This is a genomic window from Streptomyces sp. NBC_00400 (assembly GCF_036048035.1).
Classification (GTDB): domain Bacteria; phylum Actinomycetota; class Actinomycetes; order Streptomycetales; family Streptomycetaceae; genus Streptomyces.
Map to the genome: position 1 here is coordinate 529,860 of NZ_CP107940.1, position 16,647 is coordinate 546,506.

At 71.1% G+C, this 16,647-nt stretch carries 18 protein-coding genes; 11 read left to right on the top strand and 7 right to left on the bottom strand.

The annotated features are described in order from the left end of the window. Positions 1–38: 38 nt before the first annotated feature. On the bottom strand, positions 39–959 hold the full coding sequence (locus OHS81_RS02465) for an SCO6745 family protein (RefSeq protein ID WP_328381986.1): 921 nt from the start codon (positions 957–959) through the stop codon (positions 39–41). Here OHS81_RS02465 and OHS81_RS37320 point away from each other — a divergent pair. Next, positions 948–1,616 carry a S41 family peptidase gene (locus OHS81_RS37320; protein WP_443058641.1) on the top strand — a complete coding sequence of 223 codons (669 nt, stop codon included), beginning with the start codon at positions 948–950 and terminating at the stop codon, positions 1,614–1,616. The two genes, OHS81_RS02465 and OHS81_RS37320, sit on opposite strands and share 12 nt — an antisense overlap. An 81-nt stretch (positions 1,617–1,697) precedes the next feature. Here the strand turns inward: OHS81_RS37320 and OHS81_RS02475 are convergent, their stop codons facing one another. The 4 genes from OHS81_RS02475 to OHS81_RS02490 all read right to left on the bottom strand — a co-directional run bounded on the left by OHS81_RS02475 (position 1,698) and on the right by OHS81_RS02490 (position 4,503). Continuing rightward, positions 1,698–1,928 carry a hypothetical protein gene (locus OHS81_RS02475; protein WP_328381990.1) on the bottom strand — a complete coding sequence of 77 codons (231 nt, stop codon included), beginning with the start codon at positions 1,926–1,928 and terminating at the stop codon, positions 1,698–1,700. 2 nt (positions 1,929–1,930) lie between these two features. After that, a complete protein-coding gene (locus tag OHS81_RS02480) occupies positions 1,931–2,167 on the bottom strand; it encodes a DUF6400 family protein (protein WP_328381992.1) in 237 nt (78 codons plus the stop codon). A 313-nt stretch (positions 2,168–2,480) separates the two neighbouring features. Next, on the bottom strand, positions 2,481–3,725 hold the full coding sequence (locus tag OHS81_RS02485; RefSeq protein ID WP_328381993.1) for a PP2C family protein-serine/threonine phosphatase: 1,245 nt from the start codon (positions 3,723–3,725) through the stop codon (positions 2,481–2,483). A 70-nt stretch (positions 3,726–3,795) separates the two neighbouring features. After that, a complete protein-coding gene (locus OHS81_RS02490; protein ID WP_328381994.1) occupies positions 3,796–4,503 on the bottom strand; it encodes a TetR/AcrR family transcriptional regulator in 708 nt (235 codons plus the stop codon). Positions 4,504–4,792: 289 nt separating this feature from the next. Between OHS81_RS02490 and OHS81_RS02495 the strand changes: the two genes are divergently transcribed. Both OHS81_RS02495 and OHS81_RS02500 read left to right on the top strand, forming a co-directional pair. Further along, complete coding sequence (locus tag OHS81_RS02495; RefSeq protein ID WP_328381996.1) at positions 4,793–6,319, top strand: APC family permease; 1,527 nt, start codon at positions 4,793–4,795, stop codon at positions 6,317–6,319. Between the two features lie 153 nt (positions 6,320–6,472). Continuing rightward, on the top strand, positions 6,473–8,188 hold the full coding sequence (locus OHS81_RS02500; protein ID WP_328381998.1) for an amidohydrolase: 1,716 nt from the start codon (positions 6,473–6,475) through the stop codon (positions 8,186–8,188). An 81-nt stretch (positions 8,189–8,269) separates the two neighbouring features. Here the strand turns inward: OHS81_RS02500 and OHS81_RS02505 are convergent, their stop codons facing one another. Then, the gene (locus tag OHS81_RS02505) at positions 8,270–8,680 is read right to left on the bottom strand and encodes an organic hydroperoxide resistance protein (RefSeq protein WP_328382000.1); all 411 of its coding nucleotides are present in this window, start codon (positions 8,678–8,680) and stop codon (positions 8,270–8,272) included. Between the two features lie 127 nt (positions 8,681–8,807). Between OHS81_RS02505 and OHS81_RS02510 the strand changes: the two genes are divergently transcribed. The 7 genes from OHS81_RS02510 (at position 8,808) to OHS81_RS02540 (ending at position 14,490) form a co-directional block, all read left to right on the top strand. Further along, positions 8,808–9,269 carry a MarR family winged helix-turn-helix transcriptional regulator gene (locus OHS81_RS02510; protein ID WP_328382002.1) on the top strand — a complete coding sequence of 154 codons (462 nt, stop codon included), beginning with the start codon at positions 8,808–8,810 and terminating at the stop codon, positions 9,267–9,269. A gap of 271 nt (positions 9,270–9,540) precedes the next feature. Next, positions 9,541–9,774, top strand: coding sequence for an acyl carrier protein (locus tag OHS81_RS02515; protein WP_129297794.1), 234 nt, complete (start codon positions 9,541–9,543; stop codon positions 9,772–9,774). After that, positions 9,771–11,009, top strand: a complete 1,239-nt coding sequence (locus OHS81_RS02520; protein WP_328382006.1) for a beta-ketoacyl-[acyl-carrier-protein] synthase family protein — start codon at positions 9,771–9,773, stop codon at positions 11,007–11,009. Before OHS81_RS02515 ends, OHS81_RS02520 begins: the two co-directional genes overlap by 4 nt. A 105-nt stretch (positions 11,010–11,114) precedes the next feature. Next, on the top strand, positions 11,115–12,020 hold the full coding sequence (locus OHS81_RS02525; protein ID WP_328382007.1) for an alpha/beta fold hydrolase: 906 nt from the start codon (positions 11,115–11,117) through the stop codon (positions 12,018–12,020). A 67-nt stretch (positions 12,021–12,087) separates the two neighbouring features. Continuing rightward, on the top strand, positions 12,088–12,405 hold the full coding sequence (locus OHS81_RS02530) for an ArsR/SmtB family transcription factor (protein ID WP_328382008.1): 318 nt from the start codon (positions 12,088–12,090) through the stop codon (positions 12,403–12,405). Continuing rightward, positions 12,402–13,250, top strand: a complete 849-nt coding sequence (locus tag OHS81_RS02535) for an SRPBCC family protein (RefSeq protein ID WP_328382009.1) — start codon at positions 12,402–12,404, stop codon at positions 13,248–13,250. Before OHS81_RS02530 ends, OHS81_RS02535 begins: the two co-directional genes overlap by 4 nt. A 535-nt stretch (positions 13,251–13,785) precedes the next feature. Continuing rightward, a complete protein-coding gene (locus tag OHS81_RS02540; protein ID WP_328382011.1) occupies positions 13,786–14,490 on the top strand; it encodes a transglycosylase SLT domain-containing protein in 705 nt (234 codons plus the stop codon). Positions 14,491–14,757: 267 nt separating this feature from the next. Here OHS81_RS02540 and OHS81_RS02545 read toward each other — a convergent pair whose 3' ends face one another. Further along, a complete protein-coding gene (locus OHS81_RS02545; protein ID WP_328382013.1) occupies positions 14,758–14,973 on the bottom strand; it encodes a hypothetical protein in 216 nt (71 codons plus the stop codon). 711 nt (positions 14,974–15,684) lie between these two features. Here OHS81_RS02545 and OHS81_RS02550 point away from each other — a divergent pair. Continuing rightward, entirely contained in the window at positions 15,685–16,329 is a 645-nt protein-coding gene (locus tag OHS81_RS02550) for a transglycosylase SLT domain-containing protein (RefSeq protein ID WP_328382015.1), read from the top strand. Positions 16,330–16,647 lie beyond the last annotated feature (318 nt).

The window sequence follows — 16,647 nt, forward strand, 5'->3', positions numbered from 1 at the left end:
TTCGCCCGTAGGGCGGGCCTTGCGGTGTCCGGTGCACTTCACTCGCTCCGCTCGCTTCGTCTCGGCGGTGCGGGCTCGTCGAGGTGCGGCAGGCCGATCGGGTTGGGGAAAGGCAGGACATCCGCGGCCAGGAGGCGCCGGACCAGGGGTTCGAGCGTATGCAGCAACCCCTCGGTCTCCGCCTCGGGCAGCGGGTGCAGCAGCCGTCCGGCCAGCCGGTCGGTCGCCGCCTCGATGCGCTCGCGTTCCTGCCGGCCGTGTTCGGTCGCGTCGCCCCGTGCGTCCACGAGGCCACGGGCGCGCAGCCGGTCCGCCGCTTCCGCCCACTCCTCCTCGCTCCAGCCGCGGTCCTGCCGCGGTCCTGCCGCGGTCCTGCCGCGGTCCTGCCGCATGGTGTCCCGGGGGACGCGCCCCGAGGCGACGGCCAGGACCAGTGCCTCGCAGCCGTCGAGCCCTTCGTCGGCGAGCACCGCGAGATGGGCGTCGCCCCTGAACTCCCGCACGGAGGTGACCAGTTGCCACAGGCGCTCGACAGGGTCGGCGTGGTCGCACAGTGTACGGTTGGCGGCGAACAGGGGGCGGGCGAGGGCCGGTGCCTCGTCGACGATCGTCTGGAGCGGGGGCAGCACTGCGGCTGCGGTGCGCTCCAGCCCGGGGTCGATCGCGCGCAGCGCATGGGCCGCGCGACGGCCGCGCTCGTCAAGGACGTGTGCCGGGCTGACGACGCTCCAGGCCGCGGGCAGCGCACGGGCCACCATCCCCGGGGCGAACACCCCGAGTACGGCCGTGGCCGCCGCGGGCTCCACAGCTCCCATGGGCGCCGTACGCGAGGCGAAATAGCCCATCCAGAAGCCCTTGAGGCCGAGATCCTTGCCCAGGCGGCGGCACCTGTCATCGAAGTAGCAGACCGCATGCAGCGGCTCGGACAACAGCCAAAGCGATCGCGCATGCAGCTCCATGGCCGCACGCTACCGCCGGCCGACGCCTGCTGCACCGCATCGCAGCGCGAAGGCCGCCCGTACCGGCGCCCTCGGCGCAACCGACCCGAATCGAGGTTCCGTGGCAGCACCCGGCAACACAGAGATCATCAGCAGTGCCCTCGACCACATCGTGGCGGGCTATGTCTTCGCAGCCATGCCCTCCTTCTCGATCTGCGGAAGTGCCGGGGCGGCTCACCCTCGGGCGCCGCGATGTGGTGCAGCTATTTCTTCCCCGACGATGAGGTGCATCTCAACGACTTCTACGTGCGCTCCACCGACTCCACCCGGCAGTACTGGACGCTCCCGTATCTGCCCGCGCCCCGCTATCTCGATCGTCCGGTGTACGTGCTCACCAGCGCGTCCACCTTCTCGGGCGGCGAGGACGTCGCGTACACCCTGCAGGCCCACGGGCGCGCCGAGGTGGTCGGCGAGACGACGAGAGGCGGTGCACACCCCACCGCCCGCCATCCGGTGACGGAGCACATCACGGTCACCGTGCCGACGGCCCGGACCATCAACGCCGTCACGGGCACCAACTGGGAGGGCGTCGGAGTGCAGCCGGATCGTGCCGTACCCGCCGAGGAGGCATGCGAGACGGCGTACGGGGAGGCGAGGGAGTCTTTGGGACAGCGCTGAAGATCCGGCTGAGGTAGCACTCTCCGACGGCAGGGAGCGGTGCGCGGGAGCGATAGGCGCCCGACGGCGGTCCGGCGGGCGTCAGCCGTCGGTGCGGCCGCCCGCTCCGAAGCCCGACTGCCAGGCCCACAGGTGGCTGCAGTTGGGGCACTGCAGGTGCAGGACGCTGCCCTTGTTCGACAGAAGGTAGCGCCAGTGGTCACCGCAGGTGCGGCCGTCGCGGCAGGTGCCGCAGTCCTGGTGGTCCTGGCAGCGGGGGCAGGGGACCCAGGCGCGGCGGCCGATGTCGGCGGTCGGGTCGAGCGGCAGCATGCTCAGCCCTGCCCGGGGCCCGGCAGTACCTCGGCGGCGATCAGCATGTCGTAGGTGGCCTGCTGCTCCGCGTCCAGGCCCGAGTAGAGGAGCCGGTACGCCTCGTCCTCACCCTCCACCACCGCGATGGGGTCCCAGGTGTCACCCAGCGCCGCGAGGATTTCGGTCCGCCGCCGGGCTTCGTGAGCGGCGAGGTCGAGCTCGAATATCTGGTGGTCAGAGGTGTTGCCGTCGTTCATGGTGCGCGTCCTGTACCACGTGCGGATGATGCGGACGTGTCTATCAAGCCGGGCGGCACTGAGGAAGCGTCAGGCGGAGCACACCGGACCGGAGCCCCCTGGAGTGCAGGGTCGGTAGCTCAACGTGATGAGGTAAAAGCGGATATACCGGGAGCAAATCAATCCTCTGGCGAGACGTTGCATGCGGTATGCCGGATTTTGCGAGGAATTCAAGGGGAATCCGAGGCGTGACGTAATTCATCCCTGTGGTGCCGGATCCTCCCTGCGGGAGGGGAGTATGTACGGCCGCTCCGCTGCAGGAGTGCGGGCCGCCTCAGGGAGCGTCGGCGCCCCCGGCGGAGGACGGTGGCCGGACAGGCAGGCGCCGTACCGCGACCGCGGCGGCGTCGTCACCGAGCCTGCCGTTCGTGTGGGCCAGCAGGTCCGCGCGCAGCCGACGCAGAACCTGCTGTGGACTGCCGTCGCCCCAAGCGCCGGCACGCTCGGCGAGGGGGTAGAAGGCGCCCTCGTCGTCGCGGGCCTCGGTCACCCCGTCCGTGTAGAGCAGCAGCAGATCTCCTGGCGCGAAGGGGAAGGTCTCGACCTCGTAGTCCGGGGCGCCGGCCAGGCCACCGAGACCGATCGGCAAGGCGGTCCGCTCGCCGTACAAGGGGAGGGGGGCGTGCCCCTCGCGCAGCAACAGCGGGGGCGGGTGACCGCAGTTGATGATGCGCAGCACGGGCCAGCGGTCGGGGAGGTCCAGCAGTACGGCGGTCGCGAAGGTCTCCTCGCTGTCGGCGACGGAGTCCGGGCCGGGAGCCGGGGCGACGGGAAGGAGGCCGTCGTTCTTGCCGGGGTCCGGTGGGGGCGCCGGCTCCGCCCCGGTGTCGGCGCCCGGCGCCTCGTACCACTGGCTGCTGTCCCAGCGGACGGCGCCGTCGAGGTGGACGGCCAGCCTGGGCAGGGTGGCCTGCCGGTGGGCGGCTGCCCGGAAGGCACCGAGGAGGAGGGCGGCGTCACCGTAGGCGGGCAGCCCCTTGCCCCGGACGTCGCCGATGATCAGCCGGGTGCTGCTGGTGGTGCGCGCCGCCGCGAACAGATCGCCGCCCATCTCCGCCTCCTCCTCGGCGGCCAGGTAGAACGAGGCGATCTCCAGGGCACCACTGCGCGCGGGCAGCGGCCGGAGCAGCACCTGCTGGGCGACCGCGGCCACCGAACGGCTCTGGGTGAGCCGGCGCTCGTTGCGGTCCCGTACGACGGTGAAGAGCACGACCAGACCGGACACGACCACCAGTGCGGCGATCTGGGCCTGCAGATTCGCGGTGAACAGCACCTGGCGCGCGATACCGATGAACACCTGGGTGGCTACCGCCAGCGCACCGATCGCGGCTGTCAGGCGGGGCCCGGCGAACGCCGCGGTGATCGCCGGAGCCGCGACGAGGAGTGGCCCCAGATGGATGTCGGGCGGCGCGAGAACATCGATCACACAGACGGCCGCGATGAGCCCGACCGGGATCAGCACCAGGACGTGGCTCAGCTCCCGTCGTCCGTGCAGCGACGTCCGCCATGGAAGGGGCATGCCTCATGTTTGCACCCGGGTGAGCGAAATGCCCGGATCGCCCCCGTCGCTCCGTCACCCCGCCGCCCCGTCACCCCTCCTCCCGCTGCCCGGCCTCTCGCCGCAGGGCCGCAATGAGCAGATCGAGCGCGGGCTCGACCGCCGAGCCCGCCATCAGCGGAAGGTGATCCCGGACGCGGTGCAGGCTGGGGAACTCCTCCGCAGGCAGACCGGCGTACCCGTCCCGCCAGGCCTGCTCGTCCGCCACGCGCTGAGCGGGAGCCAGCCGCAGTACGCCGGCGTCCAGTGCCGCGTGACCCAGGGCGGTGTCGACGAGTGCGTGGTAGTGGCGGACCGCGCCGGCCTCGTCGAAACCGGCCTGGAGCAGCAGACCGATACCCGTGTCGACCGCGTGCTGCTCATGGGGCCGGCCCGTGACCCGGACGGTGCTGAACACCGCGATCTGCGGGTGGCGCAGTGCGGAGCGGTAGGCCCGCAGACCGAAGTCGCGCAGGTCGGCGGCCCAGTCGCCGCTGGGCGCGAAGCCGGTCATGGACTCCCCGATGAGGCGGTCGGCCAGCGCCAGCAGCAGATCCTCGGTGTTGCGGAAGTAGCGGTAGACGGCGGACGGATCGGCGCCGAGCGCCGCACCGAGTTTGCGCACGGTGAAGGCCTGCGCGCCCTGGGCGTCGATCAGTTCGCAGGCGGCGTCGACGATGAGATCGGCCGACAGGACCACGCCTGAACTGGTCGGCCGGCGCCGCTTGCGCTCGACCGGGACGCGCTCGCTCTCCACCACGCCGAACCCCTCCGCATCGCTCCGCCCCGGCCCCCCGGGCCCTCTCGGGCCAGTTAACCACCAGGTTACGTCAACACCGTTGACACAAGGATCAACGGCCTGTTTCATCGGCGGACATACACGGATCACCGCGGTGCCGTATCCCGCACCACCCCCTTCCGTACGACGCAGCCGGCCCGCAACCCCGGGCCCGGCCCGCGCCGTCCTGCCCCGCCGCCCCACCCCGCACCTCCGCGTCACCCTGGCCCGTCCGAGACCGGTCCGGCCCGCAGCCCAAGGAGTGAGTGCCATGCCTTCCGCAGTGCAGCAGGACCCCGGCCCGGCGAGAATGCGCCGCTCGCTGGGGGTGAAGGACGGGGTGGCGATCGCCGCGTCGAGCACCGCCGCGACCACCAGCATCGGCATCGGTATGGGCACCCTGGCCGCGTATACGGGACGGCAGACGCCCGCCCTGTTGCTGCTCGCCTTCGTGCCCATCCTCGGGATCGCGCTGTCGTACGCCCGGCTCAACCGCACCGAGCCGAACTGCGGCAGCGGCTACACCTGGGTGGGCCGGTCCATCGGCCCCTGGCCCGGATTCCTGACCGGGTGGGTGGTGCTGGTCGGAAACGTGATCTTCATGGCGTACACGGGTGCGGTGACCGGCTCCGTCGTCCTGCAGTTCCTCAACAAGCTGGGCCTGCGCAGCATCGGAGGGCTCCGCCTGGATCCGGCCTCGACCGGCATCAGCACCGCCGTCGGGCTGATCGCGCTGGTCATCGTCACGGTCACCGCGATCACGGGGGTGCGCGCCGCGACCCGGCTGCAGATGTGGCTGCTGATCTTCGAGTACACGGTCCTGCTGGTCTTCTGCGGCTACGCTCTCGCCACCGGTGACCAGCCGTTCTCGCTCTCCTGGCTCAACCCGTTCGAGATCTCCTCGCCCCAGGCGCTGGCCCAGGGGATGGTGCTGGCGGTGTTCTTCTATTGGGGCTGGGACGCCGCGTTCAGCGTCAACGAGGAGACCCGCAGCTCCACCGACGCGGCCCGCGGCGGACTGATCGCACTGGTGGCGATGCTGGGGCTGTTCCTCATCGGTGCGCTCGCCTTCCAGCGGGTGCTGAGCACGGACGAGCTCATCCACAACGGGCCGCAGGCGCTCACCTTCCTCGGCAGCGCACTGGCGCCGGAACCCTGGGCCTCGCTGCCCCTGGCCGCCCTGATGTGCTCGGCCTTCGCCTCTCTCCAGTCGAGCGTCATCCCCACCGCCCGCGGCACGCTGGCCATGGCCCGCGACCGCACACTCGGCCCGGTGTGGCAGCGGCTGCACCCCCGCTACGGCTCCCCCGCCGTGGGCACCCTGCTGATCATGGCTCTCGCCGCGCTGCTCGCCGTGCTCGCGGTCGGCATCCCGCGGCTCAACGACATGATCCTGACCGCCGTGAACTCGATAGGCCTGACCGTGGCCCTCTACTACGGGCTCACCGCACTCGCCTGCGCGGTGCGCTTCCGCGCGAGCCTGCGCGACGGAGTGGTGCGCGCGCTGCGCGATGTGGTCGTCCCGGCGGTGAGCGCGCTGACGCTGTTCGGGCTCGGCATCTACCTCGTCTGGGACTACGCGACCATGAGTGACCACTTCGAGGCGAGCCCGGACAACGGCTGGTTCATGCTGCTGCTGCCCGCGCTGTTCATCGCGCTGGGCCTGGGCACCGCCGCCTGGGCCAAGTGGGTGCGCCGCGCCCCGTACTTCCGTACCGGCCGGGGGACGGACGGCGACGCGATCAGCCTGCCGATGGACGCGGACGCCGCCGTGCTCCCCCACCCGTCGGAGGGCTGACCGCCCCGCCCGGACCGCCCTCCCTCCACCCGCCCGCCTCGGCCCCTTACGGCACCGCCACAACCACGAAACCCGCTACGACACCTGCTACGCCCCCGATTGATCTCCGCGCAGAACACCCGAACACCCGACGCATCTGGAGCGACACCCCCCATGGATCTCAGCACCACCGTGGACCCCGAGCCCACCGCGGACACCGCCGCCCGCGGCGCCACCGATGACGGCCCCGCCGACCTCGTCTTCCTCTCCGGCCCCGTGCACACCGTCGACGCCGCGCGCACCCGGGCGAGTGCGGTGGCGGTCCGCGAGGACCGCATCATCGCCGTCGGGCACGACGCGGAGGTCCGCGACCTGATCGGGCCGGCCACGGAAGTCGTCGATCTGCACGGCAAGCTGCTCATCCCCGGCTTCCAGGACGCACATGTCCATCCGGTCGGCGGCGGGCTGGAGTTGGCGCTGTGTGATCTGAGCGCGGCCGTCACCGCCGAGGCGTACCGCGAGCTGATCAGCGCGTACGCGGCGACGCATCCGGAGGCGGCGTGGATCACCGGCGGCGGCTGGTCCATGGAGGCCTTCCCCGGCGGCATGCCGACCCGGGAGTTCCTGGACGCCCTCGTCCCGGACCGGCCGGTGTTCCTCGTCAACCGCGATCACCACGGTGGCTGGGCCAACTCCCGCGCCCTGGAACGCGCCGGGATCACCTCCCGTACGCCGGACCCGGCCGACGGGCGCATCGAGCGGGACGCGGACGGCCACCCGACCGGCATGCTGCAGGAGGGCGCCATGGAGCTGGTGGGCGATCTGATCCCGGAAACGACACTCGCCGAGCAGACCGCCGGGCTGCTCAGGGCACAGCGCCTCCTCCACGGATACGGGGTGACCGCGTGGCAGGACGCGATGCTGGGCCGCGCTCCTGGAGGGGCCGATCCCATCCCCGCTTATGCGGCCGCCCGGCGCGACGGCAAGCTCACGGCACGGGTCAGGGGGGCACTGTGGTGGGACCGGGCCCGTGGCGCCGAGCAGATCCCTGAACTCATCGCCCGCCGGGAGGAGTTGACGGGCGGACGGCTCCGGGCGACCAGCGTCAAGATCATGCAGGACGGCATCGCCGAGAACCACACGGCCGCCATGCTCAGCCCCTACCTCACCGCCTGCGGCTGCACCTCCGACAACAGCGGTATCTCGTTCATCGACCCCGAGGACCTGCGGGCCTACGTCACCCTGCTGGACGCGGAAGGCTTCCAGGTGCACTTCCACGCCCTGGGCGACCGGGCCGTGCGCGAGGCGCTGGACGCCGTCGAGGCGGCCCGGCGGACGAACGGCCGGCGTGACACCAGGCCGCACCTCGCGCATCTCCAGGTGGTCCACCCCGACGACGTCCCGCGCTTTCGCCGGCTCGGCGCCACCGCGAACATCCAGGCGCTCTGGGCGGCCCACGAGCCGCAGATGGACGAACTGACCATCCCCTTCCTGGGGGCCCAACGGGCCGCCTGGCAGTATCCGTTCGGGGACCTGCTGCGCTCGGGCGCCACCCTTGCGGCGGGCAGCGACTGGCCGGTCAGCTCCCCCGACCCGATCGCCGCCCTGCATGTCGCGGTCAACCGCCGGGAGCCCGACGCCCCGGCCTCGGCACCGGTCTTCCTCCCCGAGCAGCGCATCGACCTGGGTTCTGCTCTCGCCGCGTACACGGCCGGCAGCGCCTACGCCAATCACCTCGACGACACCGGCACCATCCAGCCGGGAAAGCTGGCCGATCTGGTCGTCCTCGACCGTGACCCCTTCGACGGGGCCGCCGAGGAGATCGCCGCGACCCGCGTGCTGCAGACCTTCGTCGGAGGGCGCCGGGTGTACGCGGCCGAGGACGCCTGAGCACGCCGCCGCCGGGGCGGCGCGCCGCCCCGGCTCGGCACGTCGAGCCGGCCACCTGCTCGATGACCGGCTCCGCGTCGCCTACTCGATGACCAGCTCGACGTCGATGTTGCCGCGGGTGGCCTTGGAGTACGGGCAGTACTGGTGCGTCGCCTCGACCAGCTGCCGCCCGGTCTCGCCCGCGAGGGCGTCCGGCAGCTCCACCCGCATGACGACGGCCAGGCCGAAGCCGGTGTCGTCCTTGCCGAGGGAGACCTCGGCGGTGACCGAGACGTCCTTGGTGTCGAGCTTCATCTGGCGGCCGACGTTGCCCATCGCGCTGGCGAAGCAGGCCGCGTAGCCGGCGGCGAAGAGCTGCTCCGGGTTGGTGCCGGCGCCGTTGCCGCCGAGGGCCACAGGCATGGACAGGGCCAGGTCGATCCGGCCGTCGGAGCTGACCGCCCGGCCTTCGCGGCCGTTGGCGGTGGCGACAGCGGTGTACAGCGCGTCCATCACAGTTCCCCTTCGGTGGCGGGCGGCCACTTCCCGGCCGCCCGATGGGCATCACAGTGACACACATTTAAATTGTGCGCAACTAGATTGCGCACAACTAAATGCCGCGGCGAGCTAACCTGGCCCCATGACCTCCGCCACCAGGCCCCCGGTACCCGACGCCGAACTGCTCCGCCTCGACCACCAGGTCTGCTTCTCGCTGCACGCCGCCTCGCGGGCGTTCGGCAGCGTCTACCGCGACGCCCTGAAGGACCTGGGTCTGACCTACCCCCAGTACCTGGTCATGCTGGTTCTCTGGGAGCACGGCGCCCAGCCTGTCAAGGCCATCGGCGAACAGCTCCGACTGGACTCCGGCACCCTCTCCCCGCTCCTCAAGCGCCTGGAATCGGCCGGTCTGGTGCGCCGCGAACGGAGCACCGAGGACGAGCGCTCGGTCACCATCCACCTGACACCCGCCGGCGACGACCTGCGCGAGGCGGCCCTGCCCGTCCCCCGCAGGATGCTGGCCGCCACGGGCCTCACGATCGAAGAACTCCGCACGCTCCAGGGCTTGTTGGGAAGGGTGACCAGCGCCCTGGACGAGGCCTGACCCCGGAGGATCCCGGAGTCCGCCGGCCCCGGGCCCGTACCTCCCGCCGGTCCGCGGCGTTACGTACGTAGGTGCTTTCCGCGGCGCCCGCAAGGCGGGGCGCCAATGCCCCGCCCCTGCCGGTGCGCTCATCACCCCATTGAGCTACCAAGGTTGGGGAGTCATCGGGACAAAGGCGTATAAAGAGGGGTCAAACCAGCCGGAGCCGCCGGTGAAATCCCGCCCACGACGCGGTTGGCAGCATCGCCTACGACAAGCGGAGGAGCGCCACGTGAACGCGGCAGAAGTTGTCAACACCTTGCTGGTCCAACGATTCGGGGTCTCCCCGGCCGACATCACCGATGAATCCTTGCTGCGCGGCCTGCGCCTCGACTCCCTGGCGCTGGAAGAGCTCCGCGTCCTGATCGAGGAACGGCTGGACATCGACCTCGACGAGGTGTCGCTGACCCCGCGGAACACCGTGGGCCAGCTGGTGGCGGCCGTCGACGGCAAAGTTCCGGCATGACGGCCCGCCAGGAGCCGTTCGCCGCGGCCGTGACAGGGCTGGGACTGGTGACCGCGGCAGGGGTGGGGGCGAAGGCCACCTGGCATGCCGTCACCCAGGAAACCGTGCCCGGCGGCGTGACCCACCAGGAAGAACTCGCCGATCTGCCCTGCGACTTCATGTACACCATCGCGGGTCTGGACACCACGGAACTACTCGGGGTGGCCACCCAGCGGCTGATGGACCGCTTCGCGCAGCTCGCGGTGATCGCCGCCCGGGAGGCCGTCCTCGATGCCGGGCTCGACCCGGAATCCTGGGACAGCAGCCGGGTCGCGGTGGTCATCGGCTCCGCACACGGCGGGCTGCCGTTCTACGACCAGCAGCATGTCGCCATGGCCGGGCGCGGCGCCCGGCGGGTCTCCCCCAAACTCGCCCCGCTGACAGTCGTCAACAGCGCCGCCAGCAGCGTCTGTATGGACATCGGCGCCCACGGCCCCAGCCTGGGCGTGGCCACGGCCTGCTCCTCCGGGACCGTCGCCCTGGGCACCGCGCACCAGCTGCTGCGCGCCGGGGTCTGCGATATCGCCCTCGCCGGCGGCGCGGAGTCGGTCCTCTCCCGGCTGCTGATCGCCAGCGCCTGCCAGATGAAGGCGGTCTCCACCCGCCGGGACGATCCGGCCACCGCGTGCCGCCCCTTCGACGCGGGCCGGGACGGCTTCGTGGTCGGCGAGGGCGCCGGGCTGCTCGTACTGGAGCGGCCGGAGCACGCCAGGGCCCGCCACGCCCCCGTGCGGGCCCACATCCGCGGCTACGGCGCGTCCAGCGATGCCTACGCGGCGGTGGCCCCCGACCCCGAGGGCAAGGGGATCGAGCGGGCACTGCGCACCGCGCTGGCGGACGCCGGGGTGCAGGCCGGCGATGTCGGCCACGTCAATGCGCACGGCACCTCGACGGTCGCCAACGACCACATCGAGGCCGCCGTACTGCAGCGGGTTCTCGGCGATCACCCCCTGGTCACCTCGACCAAGGCGATGACCGGGCACGCACTCGGCGCCGCGGGCGGGATCGAGGCCGCGCTCACCGTGCTCGCCCTGGAGCAGCAGCTGGTGCCGCCGACCGCCAACCTCGAGATGCTGGATCCGCGGATCCCGGTCGACATCGTGCACAAGGAGGCCCGGCAGGCGGCATTCGACTGTGCGGTCAAGACGTCACTCGGCTTCGGCGGGCACAACGCCGCACTGGTGCTGACCCGCTAGGGCCCGTCTTCACAGTCCCGTCGCGACGACAGGCCCGAGGCCGCCCCGGCGCGCCGCGTCGGCGCGTCCGTTCCCGCCCGCCGGTGCTTCGAGAAGGAATCTCACATGTCCGAGGAAATGATCCGCTCCTTGTCGGTGGACGGGGTGTCCTACTCCTACCGGCGCCTGCGGCAGCCGGAGCGGATCACCGAACCCGTGCTGGTGCTGGGCGGCGCGCTGCAAGGGATGTTCGGCTGGCCGCAGATGGAAGATCATGTGGGGCCACTGGCGGATGTGGTGACCGCCGACCTGCCGGGGATGGGGAGCGCCGACCCGCTTCCCCCGGGGCCGAGCATCGATGTCGTGTGCGCGGCGATCGAGGGCATCATCGACGATCTGGACGTCCCGCGGATCAATCTCTTCGGCTTCTCCTACGGGGCGGGCCTGGCCTACGGGTGCGCCCGGCGGTTCCCCGGGCGGATCGCACGGCTCGCCCTGGGCGGGGTGCCGGCGCACATCAGCGAGGCACAGAAGGAGCTGTGGCGACGGGCCTCCGACCACCTCGCGCAGGGCGACACCGAGGCCTTCGCCACCCTGGTCACCGAGGGGCTGATGTGCCTCGACGACCGGCGGCACGTCGCCCACCGGAAGCTGGCGTACCGTTACGTCCGGCGCTCGATGCTGCATGCGGCCCGGAACTCGCGGCACGCCGTCGACTCGCTGCGCCGCGGAATCTCGGACCGTCCGGACTTCTCCGCCGGCCTGACCGGTATCCCCACGCTCGTCTTCAGCGGGGAGCACGACACGGTGACCTCGCCGGCCCGGCAACGGCACTTCGCGTCCACCATCCCTGGCAGCCGCTTTCTGACGATTCCGGACGCCGATCACTGGGTGGTGCTCGAACGCCCGCAGGACGTCGCGGACTTGGCCGCCAGGTTCTTCACCGACGGGCCGCTGAGCTCGGCACCGTGTCTCGCACCGGTGGCGCGCGAGCGCGAGGAGGCGCCGGCGGCCGGTCCGGCGTGTGCGTGATCCGGCGGTCCTTCGCCCGCGATAGCATTCCCTTGCAGTTATATAGCCAGGGCGGCATGATGGAGCCATGCCCCTACCGTTCGACGTACTTGCGGAGCCGAGCCGGCGCAAGATCCTCGACCTGCTCCTGGAGCGCCCACGACTGGTCGGGGAGCTCACGCAGCAGCTCGGACTGAGCCAGCCCGGCACCTCCAAGCATCTGCGGGTGCTGCGCGAGGCCGGCCTGGTCCACGTCCGGCAGGACGCCCAGCGCCGCTGGTACGAGCTCCGGCCCGAACCCCTGGCGGAGCTGGACGCCTGGCTCGCGCACTACCGGCATCTGTGGACCGGGTCCCTTGACGCCCTGGAACGGCATCTCGACGCCATGGAGGACGACCCCCGATGAACCCGCACTCCGACAGCCTCACCACCGCCGACGGCCGCAATGCGCTGCGCATGGAGCGCAGGCTCGCCCATCCGCCCGCGAAGGTCTGGTCGGCGATCACCGACCCGGCGCACCTCGGCCGGTGGTTCCCCTCCGAGGTCACCGTGGAGCTCCGGCCCGGCGGAGCGATGACCTTCTCCATGCCCGGTGTGACCGGTGTCGCCATGACCGGTACGGTCACCGACGCCGAGGAGCCCCGGCTGTTCGCCTTCACCTGGGGAGAGGACCACCTGCGCTGGGAGATCGCTCCGGACGGCGACGGCTCGCTGCTGACCTTGGTGCACACCTTCGGCGACCGGTTCGGCGGCGCGAGCTTCGCCTCCGGCTGGCATCTGTGCCTCACCGCGCTCTCGCAGCTGCTCGACGGCGCGCCGACGTCCGTGCCGCGCGATACCGGAGAGCTGCACGAGGCGTATGTCGAGCAGTTCGACCTCGGCCAGGGGGTGGTCGAGGACACCCCGAACGGCCGGCGGATCCGCTTCGAGCGCCAGCTGGTGCGGCCCGCAGAGGCGGTCTGGGCGGCGCTGACCTCGGGAGACGAACCCGTGGAGGGTGCGCCCGCACCGGCCGGCTTCACCTCCCGGGAGGCGCCGGCCGGGCCCGTCACCGAGGTACGGGCCCCTTCGGTGCTCGCCTACCGCCACGATCCGGAAGGCACGGTCCGGTGGGAGCTGGGCCGGGGCACCGGTCATGGCGCCCGGCTCGTCCTCGTCCAGACCGGCCCGCCGGGCGCCGACGCGGATGCCGCGCTGCAGGCGTGGCACGACCGCATCGAGCATCTTGCAGCCCGGCTGCTGGAGAACTGACACGGACCGACAGTCCGCGGTCCGGCCGGCGCCGCCGCATTCCCGCGCCCCCCAGGAAGGCCCTGGGGGGCGCGATGCCGTGCAGGCGCGATGCCATGAAGGCCCACTCCGCAATACCCCGTCGGCGCCCCGTCGGCGGCCTTTCGGAATTGCCCTTCATCCCTGCCGGCCGGGCCGCTTTTGCATGTGAGCCAGGCAACTCTGCGGTGCCGCGAAGGAGCCTTGGGCGCCGGTCCAGGGTGATGCCCAGCACGCGACGTACGTCACGTACGAGCACACCTAGTCGGTGCCTTTCCCGGCCCTGAGCGCGAAACACCGCATTTACAACGGACATCTCACTGCATCTCACGAAGATAGGTAGTACAAGGCACCTTTGCCTCCATCCAGGGCGCTGGCTCAGCATGTTCGGCGTAGCACCGAGAACGAGCCTGCGATCTCAGCCAGAGCGGCGAACGCGGCCAATGACCCTCGGTCTCACGCGCCAACCGAAGGCCGCCTCCCCCGCCATCAAGCCCTGGAAGAGGTCAGAACCCCCATGCCCAATTTCACCCTGTCCCGCCCTGTCCGCATCACCCGCGCCCACAAGATTTCCGCGGCGCTGGTGGCCACCGCGAGCGGCGCCGCGGCGCTGGCGTTCACCGCGGCACCGAGCAACGCCGAGACCACCGCCGCCCACGCCACATCCGCGGTCAAGCCCGTCAGCGCCAACGGCCTTCCGCTCACCGCGAAGGACCGCGCCGACGACGGCACGAAGGGCCGGCAGCTCGCCTCGTCCGTCACCGCCGGCCTGAAGGTCACCGCGGTCGAGAAGCAGGGTCACACCGCCCAGCAGGCCGCCAACCGGTCCGTCGAGCGCAAGGTCATAGCCGCGCCCAAGTCGGCCCCCAAGGCAGCGCCGAAGGCCGCCCCCAAGCGCTTCGCGAACAACCTCGACGGCTGGATCCGCGAGTCGCTCGACATCATGAAGGCCAAGGGCATCCCCGGCTCCTACGAGGGCCTGCACCGCAACATCATGCGGGAGTCCAGCGGCAACCCCAACGCCGTCAACGACTGGGACATCAACGCCATCAACGGCGTGCCCTCCAAGGGCCTGCTGCAGGTGATCCAGCCCACCTTCGACACCTACCACGTGTCGGGCACGCCCAAGAAGCTCACCGACCCGATCGCCAACATCACCGCCGCCGCCAACTACGCGGCCCACCGGTACGGCTCGATCGACAACGTCAACTCGGCCTACTGAGCCGGAGCGACGCGACCGTGAGGACGGTCGGAGCAGACTGATACGGGCGCCGCAGTGCGGCGCCAGGCATGGCAACGGCAGTGGCCCTGCCCGCATCTCGCGGGTGGGGCCACTGCCGTTGCCGTTGCGGTCGCCGCGGCGCCTGCCATCGCCGCGGCCCTTGCCGTGGGCATCGCCGTGGCCCTGGCCGCCGCCGTCCGGTGCGGGTGCCGGGCGCCGGCTCCCGTGCCGGTGCCGGGTACCGGACGCCGGGCCCGGCGCCGCGCGTCAGAAGCGGTCGCGTCGCACCGTACCGCCGCCGAAGACGGTGTCGAGGATGTGACCGGCGAGGCGAAGTCCCGCCCGCTCTCTGGGTGTGAGCGGGTGGTCGCGGTACCAGCCGCGCTGGTCGTGGCTGTCGGCCGGGGCCGCGGCGGCGACGCCCGTCGCGAGGAAGCCCGAGACGAGAAGACCGGTGAGAACGACGGCAAGACGACGGAGCATGAGCACGTCCCTACGAGGAGTGATGGCTGTGTGCGGTGCCACCTTCGGGGAGCCGGGGGCCCACAGTCATGCGACAGCTCCGGGGGCTGCTGCGAACGGACCAGCAGCACCGCCGTATCGCCGTACCGAGGACTCACCAACGGCCCATCCGCATGCGCCCTTCCCCGTGCCGCACCTCCCTGAAGCAGGGCCCCGACCCGCTCGTGAATCAGCGCACAATCGACGCCCTATTGGGCCCCGGACGCCGTGCGCCTCACCACATTTGGAGATTCCCGGGCCGCCGCACCGGGCAGTTGCCGGGATAAATCTGCTGCCGTCCGCGCGTAAAAAGGCGCCGGAGACCGGTAATTCCGGTGTGAGCCAGGCAACTTATACGGACCGGTCGAGCGGCCTTTGAAGGCCCTCTCAGGTGACTCGGGGCACGCGACGTACGTCACATACGAGCTTGCCTAGTTGATTTCCATGCGGCCATTCCGGGCCAACGCCGCCAGAAACGCTTATCACTTCAGGTATCCGGGTTTACCTCACGAAGATGAGTAGTACCGAGCAACATTGCCTCGATTCGGGACCGGCGTTAACCATGGATTCCGACGCACTGAGAGCGAGCTTGCGACTTACGCCCCACGGCGATCGCAGCAAAGACCTCCGGTGCGGAACGCGCCGCCAAAAGGCCGCCTCCCCGTCCCCAGTACCTGGAAGAGGTCAATCTGCATGCCTAGCTTCACCCTGCCCCGCATTACCCGCATCACCCGCACCCACAAGATCGCCGTGGCCGTCCTGGCCGCCGCGGGTGCCACCTCGGGCCTGGCCATGACCTCGGCTCCGGACACCGCCCAGGCGGCGTCCGCGCACGCCCCGGCCGCGGTCAAGCCCGTCGATGCGAAGGGACAGCCCGGCAAGGCCGACGACGCAAAGACCGGCCGTGCCGTGACCGCCTCGGTCGCGGGCCACACCAAGGTCGCCGACGTCGCCGAGCAGCACAGCACTCAGCAGGCCGCCAGCCGCTCCGCCGAGCGCACCGACGTCAAGAACTACTCGAACAACCTGGACGGCTGGATCCGCCAGTCCCTGGACATCATGAAGGCCAAGGGCATCCCCGGCTCCTACGAGGGCCTGCACCGCAACATCATGCGGGAGTCCGCCGGTAACCCCAATGCCGTCAACGGCTGGGACGTCAATGCCGTCAACGGCACGCCCTCCAAGGGCCTGCTGCAGGTGATCCAGCCCACCTTCGACAGCTACCACGTGTCCGGTACGCCCAAGAAGCTCACCGACCCGATCGCCAACATCACCGCCGCGGCCAACTACGCGGCCGACAAGTACGGCTCGATCGACAACGTCAACTCGGCCTACTGAGCCGACGGAGCCGACCAGCCGTCGCCGGCCCTCCCGGCCGGTCCAGCCTGATGAGGCCACGGGTGTGACGGAGTGCACAAGCGAGCCGACAGGCTCTGCATAAGGCAGCTTGCGAAGCGGCGGAATGGCGCGTTCGCCGCTGCGCGGTGGAGCGGGTCCCGGCGGTGCCGGGGCCCGCTTCGCTCTGTCGTGCGATACAGGGGCCGGGCCAGAGGCGCGGCCATCCGTTCCTGACCGCCGGACGGGTGAGATGTGGGGCCGGTGGGCGGACCGACGGCCTGTTGGGCCATGGCGTCAGGCAGTTCTGCGTATAAGTCT

Bases quoted from the DNA above. Each gene is read 5' to 3' on its own strand.
- OHS81_RS37320 (WP_443058641.1), top strand. From the start codon at position 948: ATGCAGCTCCATGGCCGCACGCTACCGCCGGCCGACGCCTGCTGCACC.
- OHS81_RS02465 (WP_328381986.1), bottom strand. From the start codon at position 959: ATGGAGCTGCATGCGCGATCGCTTTGGCTGTTGTCCGAGCCGCTGCAT.
- OHS81_RS02475 (WP_328381990.1), bottom strand. From the start codon at position 1,928: ATGCTGCCGCTCGACCCGACCGCCGACATCGGCCGCCGCGCCTGGGTC.
- OHS81_RS02480 (WP_328381992.1), bottom strand. From the start codon at position 2,167: ATGAACGACGGCAACACCTCTGACCACCAGATATTCGAGCTCGACCTC.
- OHS81_RS02485 (WP_328381993.1), bottom strand. From the start codon at position 3,725: ATGCCCCTTCCATGGCGGACGTCGCTGCACGGACGACGGGAGCTGAGC.
- OHS81_RS02495 (WP_328381996.1), top strand. From the start codon at position 4,793: ATGCCTTCCGCAGTGCAGCAGGACCCCGGCCCGGCGAGAATGCGCCGC.
- OHS81_RS02500 (WP_328381998.1), top strand. From the start codon at position 6,473: ATGGATCTCAGCACCACCGTGGACCCCGAGCCCACCGCGGACACCGCC.
- OHS81_RS02505 (WP_328382000.1), bottom strand. From the start codon at position 8,680: ATGGACGCGCTGTACACCGCTGTCGCCACCGCCAACGGCCGCGAAGGC.
- OHS81_RS02510 (WP_328382002.1), top strand. From the start codon at position 8,808: ATGACCTCCGCCACCAGGCCCCCGGTACCCGACGCCGAACTGCTCCGC.
- OHS81_RS02520 (WP_328382006.1), top strand. From the start codon at position 9,771: ATGACGGCCCGCCAGGAGCCGTTCGCCGCGGCCGTGACAGGGCTGGGA.
- OHS81_RS02525 (WP_328382007.1), top strand. From the start codon at position 11,115: ATGTCCGAGGAAATGATCCGCTCCTTGTCGGTGGACGGGGTGTCCTAC.
- OHS81_RS02530 (WP_328382008.1), top strand. From the start codon at position 12,088: ATGCCCCTACCGTTCGACGTACTTGCGGAGCCGAGCCGGCGCAAGATC.
- OHS81_RS02535 (WP_328382009.1), top strand. From the start codon at position 12,402: ATGAACCCGCACTCCGACAGCCTCACCACCGCCGACGGCCGCAATGCG.
- OHS81_RS02540 (WP_328382011.1), top strand. From the start codon at position 13,786: ATGCCCAATTTCACCCTGTCCCGCCCTGTCCGCATCACCCGCGCCCAC.
- OHS81_RS02545 (WP_328382013.1), bottom strand. From the start codon at position 14,973: ATGCTCCGTCGTCTTGCCGTCGTTCTCACCGGTCTTCTCGTCTCGGGC.
- OHS81_RS02550 (WP_328382015.1), top strand. From the start codon at position 15,685: ATGCCTAGCTTCACCCTGCCCCGCATTACCCGCATCACCCGCACCCAC.